Genomic DNA, 26645 nt, shown 5'->3' with positions numbered 1-26645 from the left:
CTTTCCTTTATAAATTTATATAGTTGATTCCTCTATGGTGAAAAAAATCTTCACTTTTACTTTTACAGTTAATTTTTATTAAATTAAACTAGCAAAAAAGTGATGGAGAATTATTTCATAATTAGGTATAGGTGATGTTTAACCAGGAAACCTCCTGTTTTTCGCCATTAGTGATATGCTCAATCCCTATATTCAATAATTTGTAAAAAATAATTCAGAAATTTAAAGTTTTTTTTATTACATAAATCTTAACTAGGGTATTTACTTAGGAAAGCATCTGTGATATTTTCATGTTGACAATCATAAAGTAAAATATACGGTGCTAAATTGAACAACCACGTTTATGTGTTTTGGTTTGATGATGAGTATCCATCTTACATAGTTGCAATACTAAATATTGATTTTAATTTTGTATAAATTATGTAGCGTTAACCAAGTGATAACTTGTCCTCGATCTATATACAGTATGCTTTATTTTGAAAAACGCATCACAATCGTAACCGTGTGATATAAATACAGGTCTGCAATTAGACTAATCTTACCTATGTGCTGGTAGATATTTAAACACCTGAATTCCACAGAAGTATTGTCACCCATAGCATAAAACCAAACACTGCCACTGTTAGTAAAAGAGATACTCCCTAATATTTTCGACTTAATTACTCACTTTAACTCGTTTTATATGACTTATATTAAGAACACTTTTCCCGAATTTCTCACCACCCTAGAGGGGTTTGAGCAGTTGCCAGATGGAGCGATCGCTAATCTATCAGAACAACTGCAAGCCTGGCGCTATCGCATAGGCCAGAAAATCATTGGTAAAGAAAGTCTCCCGGAACGCATCACCATCATTTATGAGGGACAAGTACGCCTGTTGGGATACGACCCCCAGACGCAAATGCCAATCACCCTAAAATTACTGCAACCTGGAGAAATTATCGGTGAAATTGGTTTGTTGCGCGATATCGCCTGTGAAACAGCGATCGCTTCCACCGAAGTAGTATGTTTAACCTTGAGTGCAACAGCATATTTTAGCTTTCTAGCTTCATACCCAGCTTTTGCGGAAGCTCGGAAGAACCGCAGTTATTTGGTAGAAGTTTTCGATATTCTCGCTTCCTATTGGCAAAAGCAAGCGATCGCTACCTTAAATCTCAGAGAACTGGCAGAAAAAGCCTTACCACAGGCGAAAATACATTATCTCCCTTCCGGAAAAACTCCCTTCAACCAACTGGATAGTAAAAGCGTTTGGTTTGTGAGTGGCGGTGGTACAATCACGGATTTGTCACCTGGCGATCGCTTAGAATCAGACGATGACAGAGACAAGATTCAGGTTATCGGTCAAAATCCCGCACGGTTGCTTGGTATACATCCGTCAGATTTGCTCTTAGAAGATAGTCATGAGATAGAACTTGCAGTAACTGAAACCAGAGTAGATAGAGATAGCGCTGACGACCTAAAGATTATTCCTTACGCATCAGACGAAATAGTTCCACAGACAGCACCCCAAAACTCCAAGAATTCGTCAAAACAAAAATACCCATTTTTTGGCGGTAAAGGAGAACTAAATTCAGCCTTCGCCTGCTTCCAAATGATCGCGAAGTACCTAGAAATGCCGTTTCGTCGAGAGGTAGTTCGCCGCATCTTAACTGAGCAAGTCAAACGTCAGGGGACTATATCGTTTCAAGTTACTGCTTACCTGGCAGAGTTAATCGGATTGAAGGCGCAGTTGATAGAGTTACCAGTCGCTTCAGTGACGCGCATTCCAACACCAGCGCTGATTCGCTACGGTGATAATTTTGCCGTTTTATATGAAGTAGATGCCAATACTGTGGTTGTGGGTGTTCCATCCAAAGGAATTGTGCGCTGCAAACCCGCTCAATTGGTTGAACAATTAGATGTCGATCCAACTGACTTTCCGCCCAAAGTTAGGGTATTATTGCTGACTGCTACCAACCAAACACCTCAAGAACGCTTTAGTTTACGGTGGTTTCTGCCCTATTTGTCAAAGCACCGTCGAGTCTTGATAGAGGTCTTTGTCGCTTCCTTTTTCGTGCAGTTGGCAGCCTTGGCAAATCCCCTAGTCGTTCAGTTAATTATCGACAAAGTTATCACTCAAAATAGTATTGGCACATTACATATTTTGGGGGTTTTGCTATTAGTAGTCGGGCTATTTGAAGCAGTGCTGACTACCTTACGAACCTACCTATTTGTCGATACCACTAACCGGATCGATATGGGTTTAGGGTCGGAAATCATCGACCACTTACTACGTCTACCACTGCGCTATTTTGAACGCCGACCCGTGGGTGAACTTTCCACTCGTATTAACGAACTAGAAAATATCCGCCAATTCCTCACAGGTACTGCCTTAACAGTGGGATTAGACGCTTTGTTTTCGCTGGTCTATATCGGTGTGATGCTGATTTACAGTTGGCAACTCACGTTAGTCGGCTTAAGCACAATTCCAATATTTGTGATTATCACCTTAGTTGCTTCTCCCACCATTAGTAGACAGTTACGTGCCAAAGCCGAACGCAACGCCGAAACTCAATCTTATTTAGTGGAGGTGATGTCAGGCATTCAAACAGTAAAAGCGCAAAATATCGAATTGCGATCGCGCTTTTCCTGGCAAGAGCGTTACGCCCGATTTGTCGCCGCTGGTTTTAAAACAGTTGTGACTTCTACCCTTGCTAACTCTACGAGCAACTTTCTCAACAAACTTAGCAGCTTACTAGTTTTGTGGGTAGGAGCTTATTTAGTACTGCAACAAGAATTAACTTTAGGCGAATTAATTGCTTTTAGGATTATATCGGGTTACGTCACTAGCCCAATATTGCGTTTAGCTCAACTTTGGCAAAGCTTCCAAGAAACTGCTTTATCTTTAGAGCGTTTAAGCGATATTGTCGATACCCCACAAGAAGGAGAAACAGACCGCTACAATATACCCTTACCGACGATTAAGGGAGCAGTGAAATATGAAAATGTTTCCTTTCGTTTTGGCACAAGTGGCCCTCTGCAACTTTCTAATGTCAACCTCGAATTTGAGCCAGGGAAATTTGTCGGCATTGTCGGGCAAAGTGGATCTGGTAAAAGTACGATGATGAAGTTACTGCTGAGACTCTACGAAACTGAGTCCGGCAGAATTTTGATTGATGGTTATGATATTGCCAAAGTGGAACTTTATTCGTTGCGACGACAAATTGGCGTAGTTCCCCAAGAGACATTATTGTTTGACGGTAGCGTTCAGGAAAATATTGCCCTAACCAATCCCGATGCCACAACCGAAGAAATTATCGAAGCGGCTCAGGTTGCGTGCGCCCACGAGTTTATCATGAACTTACCCAACGGTTACAACTCGCGGGTGGGAGAACGAGGTTCTGCACTTTCCGGTGGACAAAGACAAAGAATTGCGATCGCTCGTTCTGTGTTACAACGACCAAAATTATTAGTTTTAGATGAAGCAACTAGCGCATTAGATTATCCCACAGAACGCCAAATATGTCTCAACTTAGCCAAAGCATTCAAGGGCGATACAGTATTTTTTATTACCCACCGACTGAATACCGTCAGTAATGCAGACATGATTGTTGTCATGGATAACAGCAGGGTTATAGAACAAGGGAGCCATCAAGAATTAATGGCTACCAAGGGTCATTATTATTACCTGTATCAGCAACAAGATGTAAACTTGTAATTAGTCATTCTTGAGGGCAAAGGTTTTTGGCATCGGGAAACATTGCCCACTCTACAAAAAATTCAAAATCCAAAACCCAAAATTGTTATGACTCAACTTAATGGGAATCACCTCAACGGCAATCAGAAAAACGGCAATCACAAAAATGGAGTGAAGCACGATTCACAGGTACTGACAAAACAACAGAAAGCTGCTCAAGAGTCTTTCACTAACTTAAACAATCAGGAATTTGAGCAATCTATTGTCTTGCGCCAATCTCCAATTTGGTCGCGTACAATCATGATTACACTAGTGGGGCTAGCCTGCTTTGGTATTGGTTGGACTTATTTTGCAAAAATTGAACAAGTAGTGCCAGCAACCGGGCAATTAAAACCCCAAGGAACAGTCAAAGAAGTTCAAGCTCCTGTGAGTGGAGTGGTCAAGACAGTTAATGTAAAAGATGGACAAGAAGTAAAGCCAGGTGATTTACTGCTAACTTTTGATTCCATAGCCTCTGTTGCCGAATTAAATTCTTTGAATAAAATTCGCCTTGCATTAATGAAAGAAAACCAGATTTATCGCCGATTGATGGGTGCAAGTACTGCCAATGGATCTGAACTGTTATATTTGCGCGGTAACTTGCCACAAGAAACTGCTTTTTTGCTGAAAAGTCGAGCAGCATTAGTAGCAGAAAATGAGCTATTCCGCACTCAATTAAAAAATTCTGGTCAAGATTCTGGAGTAGGAATTGATGAACAACAACTTCTACGAGTTGCCAAACAGGAATTAGACTCTCGGTCTTCCGCAGCACGATTGGAAGTAGAAAAAACCAAAAAACAACTGGTTCAAAATCAAATTAAGCTGGAAGATAGTAAATCAAGTTTAGCTATTCAAGAGGGGATTTTAAATAAGCTGAAGATATTAGCAGAAGAAGGTGGGATTTCTCAACTTCAGTATCTCAATCAGCAACAAGAAGTTCAAAACCGCACGGCAGAAGTAGCGCAACTAGGTGAGGAACTGAAACGCCTTGAGTTTGATATAGAAAAAGGACAACAAGAGTTAAGCAATACGGTGGCTGTTTCTGATAAAAACATTTTGGATAAGATAGCCCAGAACAAACAGCAGATTGCCACAATCGATAGCCAATTCATGAAAGTTGTGCTGGAAAATGAGCAGCGTTTGGCAGATGTCAATAGTAAAATATCTCAATCACAGTTAAATGTTAAATATCAAGAACTCCACGCACCTGTAGCTGGAACAGTTTTCGATTTGCAAGCAAAAAATCCTGGATTTGTCGCAACTCCAACTACAAAACTGTTGCAAATTGTCCCCAATGAAAACTATATCGCTGAAGTTTTCATCACTAACAAAGATATTGGGTTTGTGCGAAAAGGTATGAAAGTAGATGTCAGAATTGACTCCTTTCCTTACAGCGAGTTTGGCGATATCAAGGGAGAAGTGACTGGGATAGGGTCAGATGCATTACCGCCAGACCAAACCCATCAGTTTTACAGATTTCCGGCAAAAGTCTCATTAGATAAACAATCCCTAGTGATTAAAGGCAAAAAAGTTAACTTGCAATCAGGTATGTCCATCAGTGCGAATATAAAAGTGCGCGAAGAACGGACTGTGCTTAGTTTATTCACTGAATTGTTTACCAAGCAAGTTGATGCTCTTAAAGAGGTACGATAAAGAGGGTTGAGTTAAAAGACCGCAGTGACTCCACAAGGAGAGTTGCTACTTCACTAAGTACATCAGTACTGAGTACTTTTTCCTCTCTCAGCACTCAACACTCTTAATGATGGTTAATTTTCAACGCATCGAACCCGCTTCCGGACAAGAATCAGTTTGGGATTATCCCCGTCCTCCTCTTTTGGAGGATACAACCAAACATATCCAAATAATCTTTAACGGAGTAGTAATTGTAGATACTCACAGCGCCAAACGTGTTTTAGAAACCAGTCATCCTCCTTCTTACTACATTCCCCCAGCGGATATCAAAATGGAATATCTACAGATGACTCCGCAATCTAGCTTTTGTGAATGGAAGGGAAGTGCTGGTTACTACACAATCCGAGTTGGTGAAAAAGAAGTCCATAATGCTGCCTGGTTCTACCCCAAGCCCACACCAGCCTTTGAATCTATGAAGGACTATGTAGCTTTTTATGCTCATTTAATGGATAAATGCTACGTTAATGGCGAAGAGGTGCAACCACAACCAGGTAACTTCTACGGCGGTTGGATAACCAGTGATATTGTAGGGCCATTTAAAGGCGCTCCTGGTACTTGGGGATGGTAAGCCGATTTTGGATTTTAAATTTTGAATTCAAATTCAAGAATGTTGTTTCTAAATCCAGATGAAAGTAGAAGTACTACCACATAATCCAACATAGCACGGCAAATTCGACGATGAATCAAAGTATGTTGCGCTTACACTAGGTGAAAATGTAGTTGCTATTCACCATATTGGCAGCACAGCAATTCCACATATCTGCGCCAAACCCATTATTGATTTGCTGGTTGAAGTTGAAAACATTACCAAAGTAGATGATTGTAGTTTGAGTATGGAAGCATTAGGTTATGAAGTAATGGGCGAGTTTGGCATACCAGTTCGCCGCTACTTTCGTAAAGATAATGAAACAGGTACAAGAACGCATCATGTCCACACCTTTACAGCCAGATAGCCAGAAGTAGAACGACACTTAGCATTTCGGGATTACATGATTGCATATCCCGAAGATGCACAAAAATATAGTGAATTAAAACGTAAGTTAGCAAAACAATATGCTAACGATATCATCGGATATATGGATGGGAAAGATGGGTTCATCAAAGAAATGCAAAAGAAAGCATTGGTATGGTGGACACTGAATAAATCTGAATAACACAATCTCTTTTACCCATCTCCCGTAACATTTAAAACTCCAATTCTGTATTCCAAAGATAGACTAATAAACCAAGTTTTCTGAAATATCAAAAAACCCGGTTTATAGGATTACTGAATTGATGTTATAGCTACCTAGCAGCTTTCGTTTCAAACATCAAATACGTTCCTCCTAGCCCTTCTACAATTGTGCGTGTATTGGCAATCATCATTTTCTGATAAGTGTCGGCGTCGCTTCCTGGTTCACTAAGCCCCTCAGCATACAGCTTTCTGTCAGAAATGTTCACTTCAGCTTCTTTGGCTACAGATTGAATCAAATTAGGATTAATTTCCACCTCAGCAAAAATTGTTGAGACTTTAGCCCGTTTAATGTTTGTAGCCAAATTTTTGACTCGTTCTGCTGTCAGCTTTTCATTAGTACTAATACTTTGCAATCCTCCTGTCAATGAAATACGGTATGCTTTGGCGTAATAACTCAGTGCATCAGAGGTTGTAACTAACTTACGTTCTTTGGTAGGAATACTGGCAATTCTTGACTTAATCCAATTATCTAGTTGAGTGAGTTCATTGGTAATTTTTTTAGTATTACTGCTATAAACCTCTGCATCACTAGATGGTAATTTTCTCAAATTACTATTAATTACCTGCACCATTCTGATAGCATTTTTGGTATTGTGCCAAACATGAGGATCGGTTACATTCTTACCACCTGCCTGAAATTTTTGTGGCTTAGGCACTGCCAGTTGAGCGACGGCTATTTTTGGTGTAGGGTTTTTAGTCGCTTTAATTAACTTGATCAGATTTGGTTCAAAATTGTAACCATTATAAAGAATAAGATTAGCTTGCTCAATGGCTTTACGATCTTCCGGTTTTGGTTTATAAAATTGGGGATCGGCAGTAGAGGGAATTAAGCAGGTGAGGTTAACTGTATTTCCAGCAACCTGCCTGGTTAAGTCACACAGTACGCTTGTAGTCGCTACAACTTGGGGAAGATTCTCATTTACCTGGGTGTTAGTCTGAGTGAATGTAGTTCTTACAGCTTGATTTCCACATCCAACAAATCCAATTGTCAAGGCCGCAAGAATAGTGCGGAAGAAATTATTCAATGGTGATTTTTTTGACATCCTCAACTCCTACTGGATGTATAAAAAAAGATAATCATTATTGGTAAAGTATTAGTAAAATACCAGGGGAAAGTCTTCAGCAGGGAAGAGGTTAAGGGCTGAGGGGGAAGCCTTCGGGAAAGAAAAGGGTAAAGGTTAATGGAAGAGGAATTAATAGACTTTCTCCTTGATCGCTTCGCTTATCTGTTTCTCCAGTCCACACCCAGCAATTTTTGGTTGGTGAACCACTAGTGAGGTTTTTACAGGCAAAATATTAGTTAACTGCACACGACAGGCTGGAAAACTGGTAGAGGTAGGAGCACAATAATAAAGGCAATGCTGGGGAGTATCCAAAGAGGGTAGTGTAGTTCTCTCACCATCTGTTGAAGGATCTATACCATTGTGCTTACATCCCACAAAGCTCCAAATTGACTAGGATTATCAAGTTAAGAAGTCGGAGGTAGTAATGATGGGGCTTATGGAGCATACGGGTTGATTTCGCAAACCGAGTCGTGAATCTAAGGCAATTGTAGCTGTGGTTTTGCGAGGTGTGGACATATCATTGTTACAAAATTGGCAAATTGGCGATTTTTTAGCCATCAGCCTTTGTTACACTAATTTTCACCTAGTAAAGTCTTTCAATATTGGTTAGAGCATCATCTAACTACTTTTTATTGCCAGAACCCAGATGTACTTTGTGCCATAAATTTTATCCTCTAGTTTCTTCATCATTCAATAAGAGCCAAATCAAGTATATAGAACAATTCCTCAAAGTTAATATTGGTCAAGATAAACAATGGTAATTTTAGTTGTCATAATTAACACCCTGATTTCGCTGACACTACTCTATGTGGCTTGGCGGGTGTGGCAACTTAAGCAGCAGCTAGCATATATAGCAGATAGGTTAACCGCCTATGAAAGTTGTACCAATGCAGCACTGAATAAAGCACCTGAAAATATTTATCTCAGCCAACAGAATATTTATAACTTACGGCAGAGAAATCAAGCGCTACAAATACAAATTCAACAAGTGCGGCAAATTATCAGTCTACTTTTGCTAGGACGGCAAATTTGGCAGCGTTATTTTCTGAAGCTAGAGTTAATATCTGGGAAAAGAACAGCTGCAAAATGAGTTACAGCAGAATTCAGAATTGCGAATTCAGGAGTAAAACACGCTTTATATCTGGGAAGCAGAATTAGCTTGTGTACCTCACCAACTTCAAATCTGCTCTATGTCAGGTTCAGATGAACATTGATGATTAAGGCTGACGGGGGAAAACGCAGAGAAGTCCGTAGTAAGATCCCATAGAGTGCATTGACTTCTAGCGTAGGCATAGCCCGCCGCAGGCATCGCTTCCCCTTTCCATACCCTCAAAGCTTGTTACTAAGAGCGTCTCCATCAGTAGAAGGGAACGGAACTACTCAAGACACAACCCAAAGAGATGCCCACCAGAGGTATCAAAACTTTGGGAGATATGGGGAGTTTTGAATTATAAGCAATTAATGCTTTTAGTATTAATGAATAAAAGCAACATTTCTGGCTGATATTTTGTCACCATAGATTGACTGAATAAAATCAGTTGAGTCTTGCAAGGGGAGAAAACCCACCTAAAATGGGTGTAAGGAGAGAAACAATAAGATGTCTAATAACCGTTCTGGAGTATTTATTGGCGGTTTGATGCTGGGAGCTACCATCGGTGCTTTGACCGGTTTACTCGTGGCTCCACGCACAGGGCGCGAAACGCGTAAAATTTTGAAAAAATCTGCCAATGCTATCCCAGAATTGGCAGAAGATTTATCAATGAGTGTGCAAATTCAGGCAGATCGTCTCTCTGCTAGCGCACTGCGAAACTGGGATGAGACTTTAGATAGATTACGGGAAGCGATCGCAGCAGGTGTAGATGCCAGCCAGCGAGAAAACCAAGTCTTAAAGCGACAAACATCTGTTGAAGACTCAGATTCGCTTCCCCAGCAATTAGAACGCTCATAAATGATATAACCGTGATTGAACCCCTGTTTTGGTTGGGACTTTCTTTACTTTTAGTCGCCACAAGCTTGACTGCGGTTTTAGTGGCGGCAATACCGGCTTTGCAGGAGTTAGCACGCGCAGCTCGCAGTGCAGAAAAGCTATTTGATACTCTCTCGCGGGAGTTACCACCCACTTTAGAAGCTATCCGCGTGACTGGCTTAGAAATCACTGACTTAACTGATGATGTCAGTGAAGGTGTAAAAAGTGCTAGTCAAGTAGTGAAGCAAGTTGACCAAAGTCTTGATAGCGCAAGAATTCAGGCTCAAAATTTGCAAGTAGGTACGCGCAGCATCTTGATTGGCGCGAAAGCTGCTTGGAAAAACTTCACGCGCCAAAAACCCGTAAGGCGCACGAGCGATCGCTTACCAAGCAATGAAAAGCCACCTGTAACGTTGCGAGAACGAGAAGTGCTGAAGCAAGAAAATCGCCGAATCAAAGCAGAAGTGTACCGTGCTAATGACGGTTACAACGACACTGCTAGCTGGGAAACAAATTTCGATGACGAAGATTGACCAAAATATTAATTATGCAGCTATAGCTCTATGCTACAAATCAAACCCAAGATGACAGCGAAAAGCTTCTCACCTGCTGAATTCGCAAAAAGTCACTATCACTGGAAACAACAGTTAAATTATTTTGCAGTGCAATAGCAGCTATCCAAATGTCATTTTCATCAAAACCTAAATCAACAATTTTAGTTTTTCGCCGCTTATTTTTATCTTTGGGTGCAAATTTATTGAATAAAGCTGCTTTAATTTGACCGTAAATTGTTGCTGTTTCTTATGTTATGTGGTATGTACGAATATCTTCTAAAAATTCTGTCAAGCGAACCAGATTATTTTCCTTGCGTTGGGATTTTTCCATCATAAATGTCATTTCACCCTGGACAATTACGCAAGTAGCAATGTTATTTTCTCCAACTTCGTTCACGCGACGGACAATATTAGCATCGCCTAAAATAATGGCACTACAATGATTTGTATCAAGTAAATACATTATTCAAATAGGTTTTCGTCATCAAATTTAGCTTGACCACGGGTAGCATATACTGCTTGAAGGCATTCTTCAAAGTCGTCACCTTCCCAAGTGCCAGCATGTCGAAGGATGGAGCGTCCAGAAGCAGGACGGTATGTAAGTTGCTCTTTATCAGTAGAAGTTTCTGTAGAATCCCTTAAAGAGATAACTTTAAGTGTATCTGATTCTAACTCTTTTTGTGTATATTTAACCTTAATAGAACGGATCAAATCGAGTGCTTCTGTTAGCAACTCCGGCGGTAAAGTTTCTATTTCTTGGATTAATAATTCTTTGTTATAGCAATCCTAAATGAGTTGTGAAAAATTACACATAACGATAAGCTGGATCTAATTAATATAGAAAATACACAACTCCCTATATGAAAGAATTGATAGATTTTATCCAAGGGAACCCAGATAAAAGAGAATTGAAACGAGCGCTGGCTGTACAAATGGTGATGGAAAGTTACACTCATTCTCAGATTACAGAAATTTTGCACGTATCTTTAGGCTTTGTCAATAAGTGGAAATATATTTTTGTGGAACAGGGGGTTGCAGGGTTAAAACTTAAATATCAAGGTTCGAGGGGTTATCTTGATAGCAAACAAAAACAAACAGTGATTGAATGGCTTAAACAAAAAGATTACTGGCATTTAAATGAACTAAAAAAGTACATAGAAGAGAGTTTCAATATAGCATTTGAGTCAAATCAAAGCTATTATGACCTATTTAAAGAAGCATCTATAAGTTGGAAAAAAACACAAAAAAAGAACCCACGCAAAGACGAGGAGTTAGTAGCAAAAAAAAACTAGAAATTACAGCATGGCTCAATGCACATCAAAGTGAGATTGTGTCTGGAGAAATGGTTGTATTTTTTGAGGATGAGTGTCATTTGTTGTGGGGAGACATCTGTGGTTATATTTGGGGTAATACTCAAGAAAGAATTGAAGTTCCAGTTCTTAACGAAAGACAAAGACAGACATAATGGAGGCGCACTGAATTATTACACACAAGAATTTTTAATTAAGCCGTTCAAAAAAGGTGATTCTAAATCGGCAATTGCATTCGTAGAATACCTGCTTACTCAATATCCTAAAAGCCGCATTAGTTTGATTTGGGATGGAGCTAGTTATCACCGTTCAGTTGAATTTCAAGATTATTTAAAATCTGTAAATCAGGGGCTAAACGAGAACGAATGGAAAGTTACTTGTATTCGCTTCGCTCCTAATGACCCGACACAAAACCCAGTGGAAGATATTTGGTTGTCTGCTAAAAAGTTTGTTAAAGAATTTTATCATCTATGTAAATCTTTTACTATTGTCAAGCGTTTATTTGAACTCGCTGTTCACCATGAAATATTTAATTTCCCAAAAATATTTATGTATGATTGATTTTCACAAATGATTTAGGATTGCTATAGTCATCTCTCACCTCTAATCATTCCCCTTTTATTGTATGGGGAACTCCGCTATGGCTTAGTCAATTTTCAGTTGTTAAAAACTTTGACGATAATAATTAAAAAGAGGGTGGATGATTCTAGTTTCTATAGGCTCCTCTCCTCTCCTCAGACCGATTATTATTTTAATTAAGGATGTTTTGAGTATTTTAACTGATTGACAAAATTAGCATTTTGCTTTACGTATTCTCCACACTCCCCAAAAACCTTTTGCTTTGATCCCTTAGATTAGAGTAAAGTAAACAAGTGTAAAGAACTATCATTTTTCTAGTACTCTTTTAAAACAACTTGTTCGCTTTTACCGTTAATATTTGTATAAAAACGTCCATGCAATCTTGTTTTTGGCGACGAATTCTATTATCTATTGCAGTATTTTTCCTGGCTGGGTCAATTTGGGTCATGCATTCTTCCCCAGCACTGGCTTATGACAATCCTGAGTTACTTCCTGACACCTTTACCCCAGTTGTAGATTTAGCTAAATCTCTGCCTGTGCTGCAAGAAGAAAGGCTTGTCAAAGATTTAGAGCAGTTTGAAGCCGACACGGGCTGGAAACTGCGAGTCTTAACCCAATATGACCGCACTCCAGGTCGCGCGGTTATCAAATATTGGGGTTTGGATGACAAAAGCATTCTACTAGTTGCTGATTCTCGTGGCGGTAACATCCTCAGTTTTAGCGTTGGTGATGCTGTTTATGAACTTTTACCTCGGACTTTTTGGATAGAACTGCAAACCCGCTTCGGTAATTTGTATTTTGTCCGCGAACAAGGCGAAGACCAAGCCATTCTACAAGCCTTAGAATCGGTTAAAGGCTGTTTGCTCAAAGGGGGCTGCAATGTTGTCCCCGGACTACCACGAGAGCAGTGGATTCTCACCTTGATTACCTCAGTTATTGGTGGGGTGATTTGTGGATTTGCAGCTCAACCCCGCCAAAAAGGACAAGTTTTTGCTTGGCAATGGGCATTAATTTTCTCACCTTTGTGGGGAATCTTGTTTATTGCCTTCGGCATTGGGCCAGTTGTAACGCGTACAAGCGACTGGTTGCCTTTAGTTCGCAATATCTCTGGGTTTCTCATTGGCGTCTTGGTTGCCTACCTATCTCCTATTTTCAGTCGGTCTTCTTCTAGTAATGAGTTATGAGTGAGTAGTTAGGAGTGAGTAGTTTAATTAACTTATAACTCCTAACTCCTAACTCTTAACTCTCTGAAGCTGATAAGCTGAAAGCTAATATTTGAGAAGCTCAACAAAAATGGAATGGCACGTAACTGATGCTCAAAGTTTAGCAATCATTGATAGTGAAATTGGCGATCATGTCTTTTCACCCGCAGAGTATGAGATTGTGCGTCGGGTAATCTACGCCACGGCTGACTTTGAGTATAAGTCTTTGATTCGCTTTTCTGAGCGTGCCTTGCAAGCTGGAGCAGCAGCGCTAGCCGCACGTACTACAATTGTGGTAGATGTGCCAATGGTACAAGTAGGTATTGCTTACGACATTCAAAACACCTTTGCAAATCCAGTGTATTGCAGCATGGAAGCTCTAACACGCCCTCAAAAAGAAAAGACTCGCGCAGCATGGGGAATAGAAACCTTAGCAAAGCGTTATCCAGAGGGCATTTTTGTGGTAGGTCAAGCGCAAACGGCACTGACTGCACTGGTGGATTTAATTGAAGTTGAGGAAATTAGACCTGCTTTAATAATCGCAACTCCAGTAGGATTTGTAAATGTTGATGAAGCTAAGGAGCGTTTACAAGAGTCTCTAGTGCCTCACATTATAATTGACAGCCGCAAAGGTAATGCAGTTGTAGCAGCTGCGATCGTTGATGGGTTGGTAGACTTAGCTTGGCAAGCCTATGGACAAGATGGAAATCGGGGGAGCTAGGAAAGTAGGCTCTATTATATTTTATATCCAAAAGAGTATTCATAAATCATTGAATATCCTGATATTTTTGTGAAGTCGTGCTGTTCAAGGAGCCTTTTCTTGTGGTAATTCAAGGTTTCAGTTTAAGCGCATATCTTACAATTCCTGTGATATTAAGTCTTTTGGGTGATGGAGAAGGAATAAAAGTATCTTTAGTTAAAAACGTTCGTCAGGTATCTACTAACAAGGAAATTATCCTATCCAAGGGTGAGCTAATCAGCACTAGGGCAACTCCAAAAACATACTATGTTAGTGGTACTGGAGATGACACAAATAGCGGACTCTCTACTTCATCCGCCTTTAGGACAATTCAAAAGGCAGCAAATCTGACTAACCCTGGCGATACAGTATTGATTATGAACGGAGTGTACACAAATTTAAGCAAAGCTGGTAGTGCAGTAAGTATTAAACGTTCTGGAACTGCAAAAGCATGGATTAAGTATAAAGCATATCCTGGTCATGTCCCAAAAATTCGGCACAATACATGGAACGGTATCTCGATTTCAAATAGAGCTTCATATATCGAGATAAATGGGCTGGAGGTAATAGGAAATAATGCCAATATAACCCTTGATTATGCGATGAGTCAGAAGACTAACAAACGAAACCCACTAACGAATGGAAACTGTATCAGTGTGGATGGACGAACAAATGGTCATAGTCACCATATACGTATTGTCAACAACAAGGTACATAAGTGTGGAGGAGCAGGCATTTCAGCGATTGAATCGGACTATGTGACAATAGATAATAACGAAGTGTTTGATAATGCCTGGTATAGCGTTTATGGTACCAGTGGGATTTCGATGTTGAATAATTGGAATTCTGACAACAAGCGGGGATACAAGATGTTTGTTACTAACAATAAAACCTATAACAATCGTATGTACATCCCTTGGATTGCAGTCGGAAAAATCACAGATGGTAATGGCATTATTATCGATAGTACAAGAAATGATGAAAACCCAAAATTGGATGCATATAAAGGATATACTTTAGTTAAAAATAATCTGGCATTTAATAATGGTGGATCGGGTATTCATGCATTTTTAAGCGAACATGTTGATATTGTAAATAACACAGCTGTTTTAAATAATCAGAGTCCAGAACTTAATGGTGGGCAAATATTTGCTCATACGTCATCTGATGTCAAAATTCTAAGGAACATCCTCTATGCTTTTCCTGGAAAAAATATTAATAATAAGACTAAAAATAAAAACGTTATTTATGATTATAATATCTACATGAATAGCTCTAAGATAAATGTTAAGGGGCCTCACGATATTGTTGCAGGCTCACAATTTTTAAGCAATTATCCTACTCTAAAAAAAATATCTGGCAATTGGAAATCGCGGTTAGATAAACAAAATCCGCCAACACGGCCTTATGTCGAACCTAAGTCGGCAGGTTTTACCTGTGGGACAGTGACTTATCGTTTGCAAGGAAAACTCATCAAAGCAGGATGCTCTCGTTAGCAAGAAGACAGGAGAGATTTATCCCGAATCTAAATGCTTGAACCTCCTGGGCGACCATCGAGAAGTTTTGCAGTTGAGAGCAAACTGCCGAAATATTTGCGATTACATCTCGTAATTATTAAATGACTTGAACCCTGCATAAATGCAGGGCGTAGGTCTATCTATATGTTTCTGAAAGAGAAGCCTGTATTAATTACTTCTTCAATCCTCTACTCTACGACGCCGCCGACGCGGTTTTTGTTGTTGGTCTTCACGCAAGCGACGACCGACTTCGTTAAAGAAATCCCGCCGCAGATAAGGATAATCGCTAACCCACAGGTCACGATTGGGAAAGTATATATCGCTGAATTCTTCAATACTGCTCAAATCTGGACGATTTGACATCACTACCATTTCTGCAATTTGGCCGCGAGTAATAACTTTGTGGGCAGGACGTAATGGTGCTACAAACTCAATGGTAAATCCCGTATCATCACCTACCTCTAAGTTTATCTGTTTTTCTCGGTTTTCTATAATCACCAATTCGCCTTTGTTGTTGACTGTTTCGGTTTTACCCATCAACTGGTCTGTAATCCACCAATCTAGGACTCGACCACGGAAAAAGCCGCCGTACTTGTAACGGCGGCATTGTAAATTCCGCATACTTGCTTGAAACACTGGATACCACAACCAAAAAAAAGCGCTAATTACCCCTAGCACAAATACTATTGAAGCAAACTCAAGCTTGAAAACAACTGTTGCAAGCAAAATAACAACTACTGCAACTACAGAAATTAACAGCCGTTGCAAAAAATTTGAGAACTTCCCCCAATAGTACTTGTACTGCAAACCAGTGGCAATTAGGGGGACAACTTGTTCAAATTTCTGGCGAGTCAGTGGTACTAACATGAGTGCTAAGTAATGAATGCCCAATTGTGTGTTTAAAGTATCTTTTCTAATCCATATACTAACGACTTTAGCGCTAAAACTTTGCGAATCGCTAGTAGCACTCCTGGCATATAACAAGCGCGATCGCTCGTATCATGTCGTAAAGTATAAATCTGTCCTGCTGCGCCAAAAATCACTTCTTGGTGGGCAATCAATCCTGGCAAGCGCACGCTATGAATTCTAATCCCTTCATCTGCGATACTGCCTCTCGCTCCTGCTAATTTTTCCGTTTCTTCTACAAGAGCAGGATTAAAAGTTTTACCCAATTCTCCTAATAACTGCGCCGTTTGAATCGCAGTACCACTGGGAGCATCAGCTTTTTGATTGTGATGCAGTTCAATAATTTCTACATGGTCAAAATATTTTGAAGCTGCGATCGCAGCTTGTTGCAACAGTACCATCCCAATGGAAAAATTAGGAATAATTAGACAACCTGTGCTAGCTTTGTCGGCAAAGTCTGCCAAGTCTTGAATTTGTTCTGGACTTAAGCCAGTGGTGCCGACTACAGGACGAATACCGTAAGCGATCGCACTGCGAATATTGTCATAAACTGAATCGGGATGGGTAAAGTCTACAATCACTCCTGGAGGAGACTGTCTGTCGCCAGCCACATAGCCCAACATCGGTTCTAATTGATTGGTAATCGGCACTTCCAAAGGTTCGCTTAAACCCGCTAACTCTCCCGCATCTTTATCTTGATGTTCCAAACTGTGGTCAATTGCACCCACTAGGTTTAAGTCAGGTGCTTGCGCCACCGCCTTAATCACTTCACGGCCCATTTTGCCAGCAGCACCGTTGACAATAACCGGGATAGGAGCTTGATTCGTCATAGGTCGAGAAATACTTTTTGAGTCAACAAGGGAATTGTAAAGACTTTCGCGATCTAGTAGCTAGCTTCTCAAATCTCTGGCTTAATTCCACTACCCTGAATTGTGCAGCTAATCGCTTACTTTTTCTACTCCCCAAAAGATCGGTTCTCGTTTTTATTCCACTATCTTACCCAGCACACCCGTTTTATTTGCGGATCGTACTGCCTTGATAAGTAGTCCTTATAAAATATATCAGCCTTTGTTTGTCAAGTCTAGTTGACCATTTGTAATATTATTGTTATATTTATTTACATAGCTTAGTAAAGCCCCAAAGAAAGCTGCATAGCTAAAATTGCACCTTGTCTATTACCTATCTAGTTTTGGTTGCATTGGGTGTTAACTAAGAAAAACAGACTTCGGTTTTGAAATATCCCATCGACATTTGGACTTCTCCCATCTACCTCGGCTATCAAGTCGGGGTTTTTTATGTTCTTCATTAGCTGCTTATTTAAATTTTCTTTAGTAGTTACTGTTGATTTAGGTTGCAGTACTGCTTAAAGGATTTCCGAAAGACTGAATCAACATGGCTTAGGGCAATTTTTCCCAAAGTGAAATCCAAGTATTCAGTTCCTCGTTTGGAAGAAAATGTTTACTCTTAGATAAATATTTAATGATTCTTAAGCGACTCTTAATAAACCTTAATTTTCTGAAATCTTCAAGTTCGCTATCAAACTTTTTTTGAGTTTCTTCTGGATTCTTGGCTGCTAAAGCTTCTCTCCAATCTGCTGCTTTAATTAATGCTTCTTGGTAGGAAATATGTAAATTATCGAAAAACCAATTAATAATCAGATATATATCGAGAACTGGATTTTCTGGAATAGCACCAAATTTTAGGATCATGTAAGCTCGTAATGTCATTAAAGAATCTAGATATCGTTCAGAAAAGCTAGGATTATTTTCAGCTAAAAATTCGTAAACTGAAGTTGCTATCTCTGCCCAAGCAAGGCTTTCTGAATGAGATTCATTAGATTCTTCATTGGCTAGTTCTTGCGCTCTGAAAGTAGAGACTTCAGCTAAACCAAGCCAATTAAATTTTTCTGGTACTTGCTGTTGCTCTGCCCAAACCATTCTCAACCAAGCTTGTACTTGCTCTGGATCTTTTTGAAGTAGAACTCTTAACAAATTTGTTGCTTCAGTTTCAGCCATAGTTAATGATGAAGTCAAGGAAACTTCCGCTCTCGCACTTCCACGGCATAATCTTGCACAGCTTTGGTAATCGTCTCGCGCAAATTCGTGTAAACTTTGGCGAATGGTGGATGCTTTTCTGCCAGTCCGAGGACATCTGAGGTAACTAAAACTTGTCCATCGCAGTGAATTCCCGCACCGATACCAATTGTGGGAATACTTAATTTTTGTGAAATATGCATTGCTAAATCTGCGGGTATATGCTCTAACACTAGAGAAAATACACCCGCTTGTTCGAGAGCGATCGCTTCTTGTAAAATCCTCTCACTGGCTTCTTGCGTCTTTCCTTGTTGTCGCAAACCCAGTTGATGTATTGATTGTGGTGTCAAACCTACATGACCCATAACCGGAATTCCGGCTTGTACTAGACGAGCCACAGTTTCGGCCATTGCTGGATAGCCACCTTCTAATTTTACCGCTTGAGCGCCCGTTTCCTTTAGTACCCGCCCAGCTGAGTGCATCGCTTGTTGCAGACTTTCTTGATACGTCAAAAATGGTAAATCTACAACTACTAATGCCCGTTTCACCCCACGGCGCACAGATTTTGCATGATAGATGATTTCATCCAAAGTGATTGGCAGTGTTGTTTCATACCCTAAAACTACTGCCATCGAGTCACCCACGAGGATTAAGTCTACACCAGCTGCATCGAGAAGTTGAGCGATCGCATAATCCCAAGCGGTCAACGCGACAATTGAACGTCCCTGTTGTTTCCATTGAATTAATTGCTGGGTAGTAATTGCCATTTTTTTAGTGTTGAGTGCTGAATTAGAAGTGCTGAGTTAGGAGTAAATAGTTCAGGATTTAATTTAATTCATAACTTCTAATTCCTAACTCTTAACTCCTAACTTGTTACTTCACGGCGCGGCTGAAAGCAATATGAGGTTTTGCACTGTCCGTTTTGGGCATTAACCAAGCTAGACCTTCACTAGTGCCAATCCATAATTTATTGCCGATGTCAGGTGCAAGAGTAATAACCCGACTAGAAGGAAGTCCAGCAACTTCTCCGTCTAATACAGCTCCTGTATTTGGATTTAATCGTAACAAACCATTATTAGTCCCGACCCAGAGACTACCATCTTTAGCAAAACGTATCGCTGTCACATCACGCCCACGCAGGCGAGTTACAGACCGCAACACTGCACCAGTCTTTGGGTTAATAACTAGCAAATTATTCGGCATTCCCGCCCAAATTAACCCTTCTGGACTAATAGCTAAAGCTTGTACAGTTGTCCCTGGTAAATCTGCTATTCGCTTCATAATCGCAGCACTAGCAGTATTTACCCGTACCAATCCATCTAGAGTACCAACCCACAATTGACCTTCAGCATCTAAAGTCAGGGCATTAGCGCTGACACCAGGCAGATTCTTTAATGTTGTCATAATTAAGCCTTGGTCGGGACTAATGAGAGCTAAACCGCTATCAGTTCCAGTCCACAAATAACCCCGTTTGTCAAGTAACAGTGACAATACGCGCTTAGAAGGCAAAAATAAATTTTGTGCGGTGATTTCGTTAGTGCGGGGGTCAACTCGAACTAGTCCCTCATAACTTCCTACCCACAAACGTCCTACCTTGTCTTGGGCTAAAGCACCAATGGCAACATTTGGTAAGCTAACACGAGAAATAATCTTGCCGGTTTTAGGATCAATCCGCGATAGTCCGCGCCAAGAACCTACCCAAAGATTACCCGTAACATCTCCTAGTAAGTTACCAACACGATAATCAGTTTTTGGCGAATTTTCTTCAACTCCCCGCTCATCAGGCAAAGGTTCTACTCGCGGTGGCGGTGCGGAAGATGGGTAAGCGGGGGTAACATCAGATGAATTAATGTCAGGGGTTTTTTGCGCCCATCCCATATTTGGCAAAGCTATCAACCCCAGCAAGATAGAAGTAATTAATAAACTAGTACGCTTGTAAAACAATACCACGGTGACATTTCCTTTGGAGACAGTACCCACAGCATTTACCTAAACTGGCTTTGGGTTAATTTCAGTGTTCCCCTAGTTGGGATTTTTTAAACATTGGGGATTAGGAATTGGGGACACTTTTCTACAAGAGGCTGCGCCAAAGACAAGCTACTTCGACTGCGCTCAGTACAAGTCAGTGCATCGCTGGGGACTGGGGATTTCTCCATCTCCCTCATCTTTTAAGTCCTTTACAGTTATTAATGACAATTTGTAAAGCTTTTGTAACAAAAAGTTTAAATCTTTATGTAATAACAAAATTAAATAGATAAGTTAAAAACTTTCAAAGAATAACTTATCGAATTCTTGATATATTGTGAAACAAGTTACAAATTACGCGGTGTGCAATTTTTTATCTTTCACTCAACACTCTGCTAAATCTCTCTCAAGTAAATTCTTTTCTGGTATCTTTTCCATCAAAGGGAAAGATATGAGGAGTGTAAAGGCGGGAATGTGTGCCAGCCAGACCAATCCCCTGAATACCCCGGTTTATGGAGTAATTATCTAAATCAAGCCGCAAAAGTCGGAAGTTTTGGTTAAATTGAGAAGGTTTAGTTGGGTGCGAAGAAGAGGTAAAAAAGAATTTTGATTTTTAGCAAGAGGAAACAGTAGAAGCGCTAGGTCGTGTACCCCTAGAAGGGGAAAACACTGGTGAGGAGGGCTACCACCGCTACCAAAGTGTCCGCCGCAAAAAAACTGCTAATCTCTGCCAAAGGCAACTCTTAACAAAATGTTTTCCCGATCTTCCCCTCGCTCAAGGGGGCAGGGGCGGGGTGAGGGGAAGTTGCACGAAACGTGATTTGATAATTAAAAAGAGTGATTTCAGGGAAGGATAAAATATGTCTTACGCTCAAACGAAGACTCAGAGCAAATCTGGGTATAAAGCCGGGGTTCAAGATTACAGACTAACTTATTACACACCGGATTACACACCAAAAGATACCGATCTTCTAGCTGCGTTCCGTATGACACCCCAGCCTGGTGTTCCTCCCGAAGAAGCAGGTGCGGCTGTAGCGGCTGAATCTTCCACAGGTACTTGGACAACTGTGTGGACAGATTTGCTCACCGACCTCGATCGCTACAAAGGTCGTTGCTATGACATCGAACCAGTTCCCGGCGAAGACAACCAGTACATTTGTTACGTTGCCTATCCTCTGGACTTGTTTGAAGAAGGTTCTGTAACCAACGTATTGACCTCAATTGTCGGTAACGTATTTGGTTTCAAAGCTTTGCGGGCACTGCGTCTAGAAGACATCCGTTTCCCAGTAGCTTACATCAAGACCTTCCAAGGGCCTCCTCACGGTATTCAAGTTGAGCGCGACAAGTTAAACAAATACGGTCGTCCTTTGCTGGGTTGTACCATTAAGCCCAAATTGGGTCTTTCCGCTAAGAACTACGGACGTGCTGTATACGAGTGCTTACGCGGTGGTTTGGACTTCACCAAAGACGACGAAAACATCAACTCCGCACCATTCCAAAGATGGCGCGATCGCTTCTTGTTCGTAGCTGAAGCTATCAACAAAGCTCAAGCAGAAACCGGTGAAATTAAAGGTCACTACCTAAACGTTACCGCTCCTACCTGTGAAGAAATGCTGAAGCGGGCTGAGTACGCTAAAGAACTCAAAATGCCCATCATCATGCATGACTACCTCACCGCAGGTTTCACCGCCAACACCACATTGGCTCGTTGGTGCCGTGATAACGGTATCTTGCTGCACATTCACCGTGCTATGCACGCTGTAATTGACCGTCAAAAGAACCACGGTATCCACTTCCGTGTATTGGCTAAAGCCCTACGTTTATCTGGTGGCGACCACATCCACACTGGTACAGTAGTTGGTAAGTTGGAAGGTGAGCGCGGCATCACAATGGGCTTTGTTGACCTGTTGCGTGAAAACTACATTGAGCAAGACAAGTCTCGTGGTATCTACTTTACCCAAGACTGGGCTTCTCTACCTGGTGTAATGGCAGTTGCTTCTGGTGGTATCCACGTATGGCACATGCCCGCGCTGGTAGAAATCTTTGGTGATGACTCCGTACTACAATTCGGTGGTGGTACTCTTGGACACCCTTGGGGTAACGCTCCTGGTGCAACCGCTAACCGTGTCGCCTTAGAAGCCGTTGTTCAAGCTCGTAACGAAGGCCGTAACTTGGCTCGTGAAGGTAACGATATCATCCGCGAAGCTGCCAAGTGGTCTCCTGAACTGGCTGTTGCTTGCGAACTGTGGAAAGAAATCAAGTTCGAGTTTGAAGCAATGGATACCGTCTGATCTGGGTTAACGGTTAAGAGTTAAGAGTTAAGAGTTAGGATTTGCATTAATTCATAACTCATAACTCATAACTCATAACTCTTCAGGGCTGGGGTCAAGCATGAATCTTAAGCAAATTGCGAAGGACACAGCCAAAACTCTCCAAAGCTATCTGACTTATCAGGCTCTAAGGACAGTATTGGCACAGCTAGGCGAAACTAATCCGCCATTAGAACTTTGGTTGCATAACTTTTCGTCTGGCAAAATTCAAAATGGTGAGTCATTCATTGAGCAACTGTTGCGAGAAAAACCAGATTTGGCTTTGCGAATCATGACTGTCAGAGAACACATTGCGGAAGAAATTGCAGAATTTTTACCGGAAATGGTTCGTACTGGCATTCAACAAGCCAACATGGAGCAGCGTCGCCAGCATTTAGAACGCATCACACGAATAGACACATCTAACCCCAGTCTGCAACCAGAACAGCAAACAACTTCAGATCAGAATTTGGATAACTTATCCAATTAGTTCGGTCAACCTAGTAGTAAAAAATCGCAACCCATTATCAAAAGCTATGCAAACTTTACCAAAAGAGCGTCGTTACGAAACCCTTTCTTATTTGCCCCCTCTGTCTGACGCTCAAATTGCCAAGCAGATCCAGTACATTTTGAATCAAGGTTACATTCCAGCGATCGAGTTCAACGAAACTTCTGAGCCAACAGAATTATATTGGACAATGTGGAAGCTGCCTTTGTTCGGTGCTAAATCCACTCAAGAAGTATTGAGCGAAGTCCAAGGATGCCGTTCTCAATTCAACACCAGCTATATCCGTGTTGTCGGTTTTGACAACATCAAGCAGTGCCAAATTCTCAGCTTTCTTGTTCACAAACCCAACAAAGCTAACAGATACTAAAGCTAGCTAGCTTTAAGTAATTTAGTTTATCCCCATAGGAGAGGTAGAATTATCTGCCTCTCCTATTTACTAAATTTTTTTTGAAACGCAAAGGGGCGCGGAGTTATTCTCTGTGTGCCTCTACGTTTTTTAAGAGAGGAATAATACTACAAGAAGTAATATCAGGTTCGGTTGCAACATTACGATTAGACGTGAACCTAAGTAGTTCAGGAAGTATTTGCCGACATTTGGGGATTGAAGCTTCACGATCTAATGCATTATCCGAAGCGTCCCGCTTGGTGGGACAATAAAGACGAGAAATGATGCAAGCCTAGTGTTGTCTCCAGCCCAAAGGAATCTGTAGAAATGTTGAAACGAATTGTATTAATTTTGCTATTGGTGTTAAGCTTCAGTCTGAGTAATTCGGATGTAGCGGCTGCGGCTGGACTCAAAAGCTTTGTAGATACTAGTGATGGCTATCAGTTTTTATATCCTAACGGCTGGCTGCCAGTTAAAGTTGCCGATGGGCCAGATGTGGTTTTCCACGATTTGATTGAGGTGTCTGAAAATGTTTCGGTTGTGATTAGCCCAGTTCCAGAAGGCAAAACTTTGTCAGAATTGGGAACCCCAACAGAAGTAGGATACAAATTAGGAAAAGCTGCTCTCGCGCCTCCTGACTCTGGTCGTTCGGCGGAATTAGTCAATGCCGCACAGCGAGAAGTAGACGGTAAAATCTACTACCTTTTAGAGTATGAGGTAAAACTACCCAATCAACAGCAACGACACAACATCGCCAGCGTTGCTGTGAGTCGTGGTAAACTTTTTACCTTCAACGCCTCAATTCCTGAAAAACGCTGGCAGAAAGTTAAACGAATGATTGATGAGGTTGTCAATTCTTTTTCTGTTTATTAATTGGGGAATGGGGAATGGGGAATAGGGATAGAGAATATATTTAATCACCAATGCCTAATGCCCAATGCCCAATTAACAAATTTTTCTAAAATCTCATGAAAATTCCACCTTTTGTACTTGCTTCAGCTTCCCCAGCCCGACGCCGCTTGCTGCAAACTGTTGGTATTGAACCGATAGTTCGACCTAGTGACTTTGATGAGTCGCAAATTGAACTAAGTGAGCCAGCAGAATTGGTCAAAACTCTTGCCCAGTATAAAGCGGAAACTGTAGCCCCACAGTTTGAATCAGCTTTGATAATAGGTTGTGATTCAGTTTTGTCCATCAATGGTGAAATTTATGGGAAACCAGCAGACTTCTCTGAAGCGATCGCTCGTTGGCAGATAATGCAAGGTAACTTTGGCGACTTGTACACAGGTCACGCCTTAATTGACCATAACCAAAACCGTACTTTAGTCAAGTCTCAAGTTACAAGGGTTTACTTTGCTCAAATGAGCGAGAAGGCAATTAAAGCTTATGTTGCCACTGGTGAACCACTCAAGTGTGCTGGTGCTTTTGCCATTGAGGGTTTTGGTAGTTTCTTCGTGGAAAAAATTGAAGGCTGTCACAGCAATGTCATTGGACTCAGTTTACCCCTGCTGCGGCAGATGCTAAGTGAATTGGGATACGATGTCACTGATTTCTGGCAGCAATAGTCATTCTTTCGTTAAGCAAACGCAACCCAGGTCATAGATTAATCTCTACGGCTAATCCATAGTCAAAAACTTGACAATTAGCATTGATGTCTCTGACCGTAGATGTGTTTTAAAAGCTGCATACACAGTTAAATTAGAACTTAAAAAACTGAATAAATGGTTGACTTCTGATAATGCTCTTGTATCAAAGCTTTCAAACCTTAAGGGACTTCCATACTTCTTGTGGGGTGAGCGACACGAGCGCCCGTAGCCAAGGGCAGACAAGATGTCATTGGTGTCAACTTAAGCTAAAAGCCTTTTCAAATCTCGTTTCCAGCCCAGAGGCTGGAAATGCAACTCAAAAGCGGCTCTGCCGCCAGCAAGGGAGGTGGAGCCTCTAGGACGGCATTCCCAGTCTCCGACTGGGAACGAGACAATATCTAAAAGCTGGTTCTAGGCTGGCTTTCACGTTAAGTTGACACCAATGACAAGATGTCCACCCCACAAGATTGGATAATTTATTTGTTGTCAGTCCCTAATAGAATCAGACAAGTTCTCAAGCTTCACCTATGAACGCAGAACCAGCACCAAATCCTGAAGATATTAAAGGGCAACTACCTCCTGTAAATAATGATCCGTTACCAGATTTTTCAGTTCCAGCGAATCCTAATGCAGATATTGGTGAACAAGTTGCGGCTGAAAAAGCACTCAAGATAGTAATAGGAAAACGTTTTAACGCAAGTAACTCAAAAGTTATAAAGTCTAGTTTAATGAGCTATAAAGAAGCTTGCCAACTAGGGCCAGAGCCACTAAGAGAAGACGATCCACTCATCAATACACGGGTGCGTGTAGTGGAAATTTCGGGCACTTTTCGGGTAAGGGGTCGCCCCTCTCGGCAAGGAGTACCAACATCCACTCTGACTTACACAAAAGGTTGTGTTGTTTTAAGAGCAGCAGATGGTTTCCTATTAAGTGTCAGCCTTTTAAAGGAGTAAATTAGTTATCGGCATTCACCGATGATCTCGCTAAGTTTAGAAGCTGTTAATTATTTGTCTTGTGTCATTGGTTATTTGTCCAGAATTAATGACTAATAACTAAATTGCCTGATATTGAGTATTGCCTCCCCATGATCTGGAATCCAGACTAGCCACTCATCTACTGAAACCGGACACAATAAAAGTGCTTCGTCAAAACTAAAGGGGTTGGGAAGTTGCAAAAGGTTTACCCAAGTAGAAGCTCTGAACCTCTGTAAGCCTTCCAGATTGTGCCTTCTTGCTTGCACAGCAAAATCCGGTCTATGAGAATCTAGTTTCATAGCTTCTATTAGCCTTCACAAATGGACTAATCTAAAAATATTTCTGTAACCTAGACTACAAAATAAATAATCCTTGTGAAAAGTATCTGTCTTATAAATTTACGTTGGCTG

At 41.0% G+C, this 26645-nt stretch carries 25 protein-coding genes and 2 pseudogenes; 17 read left to right on the top strand and 10 right to left on the bottom strand.

The features are described 5' to 3' along the window. Positions 1-682: 682 nt before the first annotated feature. The 4 genes and pseudogenes from HWQ43_RS07685 to HWQ43_RS07670 all read left to right on the top strand — a co-directional run. Positions 683-3694 carry a peptidase domain-containing ABC transporter gene (locus tag HWQ43_RS07685; RefSeq protein ID WP_292731861.1) on the top strand — a complete coding sequence of 1004 codons (3012 nt, stop codon included), beginning with the start codon at positions 683-685 and terminating at the stop codon, positions 3692-3694. A gap of 87 nt (positions 3695-3781) precedes the next feature. Continuing rightward, positions 3782-5365, top strand: coding sequence for an HlyD family efflux transporter periplasmic adaptor subunit (locus HWQ43_RS07680; protein WP_292731859.1), 1584 nt, complete (start codon positions 3782-3784; stop codon positions 5363-5365). Positions 5366-5474: 109 nt separating this feature from the next. Further along, positions 5475-5972: a DUF427 domain-containing protein gene (locus tag HWQ43_RS07675; protein ID WP_292731877.1), complete on the top strand. Its 498-nt coding sequence runs from the start codon at positions 5475-5477 to the stop codon at positions 5970-5972. Positions 5973-6084: 112 nt separating this feature from the next. Continuing rightward, positions 6085-6558 (top strand): annotated as a pseudogene (locus tag HWQ43_RS07670) (GrpB family protein); the annotation flags it as partial. A 130-nt stretch (positions 6559-6688) separates the two neighbouring features. Here the strand turns inward: HWQ43_RS07670 and HWQ43_RS07665 are convergent. Then, entirely contained in the window at positions 6689-7681 is a 993-nt protein-coding gene (locus tag HWQ43_RS07665) for a zinc ABC transporter substrate-binding protein (protein ID WP_292731857.1), read from the bottom strand. A gap of 775 nt (positions 7682-8456) precedes the next feature. Here HWQ43_RS07665 and HWQ43_RS07660 point away from each other — a divergent pair. The 3 genes from HWQ43_RS07660 (at position 8457) to HWQ43_RS07650 (ending at position 10201) form a co-directional block, all read left to right on the top strand. Beyond that, positions 8457-8792: a hypothetical protein gene (locus HWQ43_RS07660; RefSeq protein WP_292731855.1), complete on the top strand. Its 336-nt coding sequence runs from the start codon at positions 8457-8459 to the stop codon at positions 8790-8792. A 507-nt stretch (positions 8793-9299) separates the two neighbouring features. Next, positions 9300-9650 (top strand): YtxH domain-containing protein, encoded by a 351-nt coding sequence (locus HWQ43_RS07655; protein WP_292731853.1) that lies wholly within the window; start codon positions 9300-9302, stop codon positions 9648-9650. Between the two features lie 11 nt (positions 9651-9661). Further along, positions 9662-10201 (top strand): DUF948 domain-containing protein, encoded by a 540-nt coding sequence (locus HWQ43_RS07650; protein WP_292731851.1) that lies wholly within the window; start codon positions 9662-9664, stop codon positions 10199-10201. A 40-nt stretch (positions 10202-10241) separates the two neighbouring features. Here HWQ43_RS07650 and HWQ43_RS33740 read toward each other — a convergent pair whose 3' ends face one another. From HWQ43_RS33740 to HWQ43_RS07640, 3 genes are all read right to left on the bottom strand, one after another. Continuing rightward, entirely contained in the window at positions 10242-10382 is a 141-nt protein-coding gene (locus HWQ43_RS33740; protein ID WP_366932799.1) for a PIN domain-containing protein, read from the bottom strand. A gap of 87 nt (positions 10383-10469) precedes the next feature. Beyond that, entirely contained in the window at positions 10470-10685 is a 216-nt protein-coding gene (locus HWQ43_RS33735; RefSeq protein WP_366932798.1) for a type II toxin-antitoxin system VapC family toxin, read from the bottom strand. Beyond that, positions 10685-10954, bottom strand: a complete 270-nt coding sequence (locus tag HWQ43_RS07640; protein ID WP_292731849.1) for a DUF2281 domain-containing protein — start codon at positions 10952-10954, stop codon at positions 10685-10687. Before HWQ43_RS07640 ends, HWQ43_RS33735 begins: the two co-directional genes overlap by 1 nt. Before the next feature lie 128 nt (positions 10955-11082). Between HWQ43_RS07640 and HWQ43_RS07635 the strand changes: the two are divergent. The 4 genes and pseudogenes from HWQ43_RS07635 to HWQ43_RS07620 all read left to right on the top strand — a co-directional run bounded on the left by HWQ43_RS07635 (position 11083) and on the right by HWQ43_RS07620 (position 15548). Further along, positions 11083-12093 (top strand): annotated as a pseudogene (locus tag HWQ43_RS07635) (IS630 family transposase). Between the two features lie 392 nt (positions 12094-12485). Beyond that, the gene (locus tag HWQ43_RS07630; RefSeq protein WP_292731847.1) at positions 12486-13295 is read left to right on the top strand and encodes a TPM domain-containing protein; all 810 of its coding nucleotides are present in this window, start codon (positions 12486-12488) and stop codon (positions 13293-13295) included. A 109-nt stretch (positions 13296-13404) separates the two neighbouring features. Then, on the top strand, positions 13405-14034 hold the full coding sequence (locus HWQ43_RS07625) for a precorrin-8X methylmutase (protein ID WP_094350132.1): 630 nt from the start codon (positions 13405-13407) through the stop codon (positions 14032-14034). 101 nt (positions 14035-14135) lie between these two features. Continuing rightward, positions 14136-15548, top strand: a complete 1413-nt coding sequence (locus tag HWQ43_RS07620) for a right-handed parallel beta-helix repeat-containing protein (RefSeq protein WP_292731844.1) — start codon at positions 14136-14138, stop codon at positions 15546-15548. Positions 15549-15749: 201 nt separating this feature from the next. Here the strand turns inward: HWQ43_RS07620 and HWQ43_RS07615 are convergent, their stop codons facing one another. The 5 genes from HWQ43_RS07615 to HWQ43_RS07595 form a co-directional block, all read right to left on the bottom strand. Continuing rightward, complete coding sequence (locus tag HWQ43_RS07615; protein WP_292731842.1) at positions 15750-16436, bottom strand: phosphate ABC transporter permease; 687 nt, start codon at positions 16434-16436, stop codon at positions 15750-15752. A gap of 32 nt (positions 16437-16468) precedes the next feature. After that, entirely contained in the window at positions 16469-17305 is an 837-nt protein-coding gene (gene dapB / locus HWQ43_RS07610; protein WP_094350135.1) for a 4-hydroxy-tetrahydrodipicolinate reductase, read from the bottom strand. Positions 17306-17872: 567 nt separating this feature from the next. Then, positions 17873-18490: a hypothetical protein gene (locus tag HWQ43_RS07605; RefSeq protein WP_292731838.1), complete on the bottom strand. Its 618-nt coding sequence runs from the start codon at positions 18488-18490 to the stop codon at positions 17873-17875. A 14-nt stretch (positions 18491-18504) separates the two neighbouring features. Then, entirely contained in the window at positions 18505-19275 is a 771-nt protein-coding gene (gene panB / locus HWQ43_RS07600) for a 3-methyl-2-oxobutanoate hydroxymethyltransferase (RefSeq protein ID WP_292731836.1), read from the bottom strand. Between the two features lie 106 nt (positions 19276-19381). Further along, a complete protein-coding gene (locus HWQ43_RS07595) occupies positions 19382-20488 on the bottom strand; it encodes a two-component regulator propeller domain-containing protein (RefSeq protein ID WP_292731834.1) in 1107 nt (368 codons plus the stop codon). Between the two features lie 845 nt (positions 20489-21333). On the opposite strand from HWQ43_RS07595, the gene HWQ43_RS07590 reads away from it, so the two are divergent. The 6 genes from HWQ43_RS07590 to HWQ43_RS07565 all read left to right on the top strand — a co-directional run bounded on the left by HWQ43_RS07590 (position 21334) and on the right by HWQ43_RS07565 (position 26214). Further along, entirely contained in the window at positions 21334-22764 is a 1431-nt protein-coding gene (locus HWQ43_RS07590) for a form I ribulose bisphosphate carboxylase large subunit (protein ID WP_292731832.1), read from the top strand. 100 nt (positions 22765-22864) lie between these two features. Then, a complete protein-coding gene (locus tag HWQ43_RS07585) occupies positions 22865-23272 on the top strand; it encodes a chaperonin family protein RbcX (protein WP_292731830.1) in 408 nt (135 codons plus the stop codon). Between the two features lie 46 nt (positions 23273-23318). Beyond that, positions 23319-23657 carry a ribulose bisphosphate carboxylase small subunit gene (locus HWQ43_RS07580; protein WP_292731826.1) on the top strand — a complete coding sequence of 113 codons (339 nt, stop codon included), beginning with the start codon at positions 23319-23321 and terminating at the stop codon, positions 23655-23657. A 345-nt stretch (positions 23658-24002) separates the two neighbouring features. After that, positions 24003-24548: a photosystem II reaction center PsbP gene (gene psbP / locus HWQ43_RS07575; protein ID WP_292731824.1), complete on the top strand. Its 546-nt coding sequence runs from the start codon at positions 24003-24005 to the stop codon at positions 24546-24548. A gap of 95 nt (positions 24549-24643) precedes the next feature. Next, positions 24644-25240, top strand: a complete 597-nt coding sequence (locus tag HWQ43_RS07570) for a nucleoside triphosphate pyrophosphatase (protein ID WP_292731822.1) — start codon at positions 24644-24646, stop codon at positions 25238-25240. 548 nt (positions 25241-25788) lie between these two features. Next, positions 25789-26214: a hypothetical protein gene (locus HWQ43_RS07565; protein WP_292731821.1), complete on the top strand. Its 426-nt coding sequence runs from the start codon at positions 25789-25791 to the stop codon at positions 26212-26214. Positions 26215-26306: 92 nt separating this feature from the next. Here the strand turns inward: HWQ43_RS07565 and HWQ43_RS07560 are convergent, their stop codons facing one another. Then, positions 26307-26534: a hypothetical protein gene (locus HWQ43_RS07560; RefSeq protein ID WP_292731820.1), complete on the bottom strand. Its 228-nt coding sequence runs from the start codon at positions 26532-26534 to the stop codon at positions 26307-26309. Positions 26535-26645: the final 111 nt, after the last annotated feature.

This window comes from Nostoc sp. JL31, assembly GCF_017114965.1.
Taxonomy (GTDB): Bacteria; Cyanobacteriota; Cyanobacteriia; order Cyanobacteriales; family Nostocaceae; genus Nostoc; species Nostoc punctiforme_A.
The sequence above is the reverse complement of the archived record's forward strand: the minus strand, read 5'-3'. Positions and strand labels throughout refer to the sequence as shown.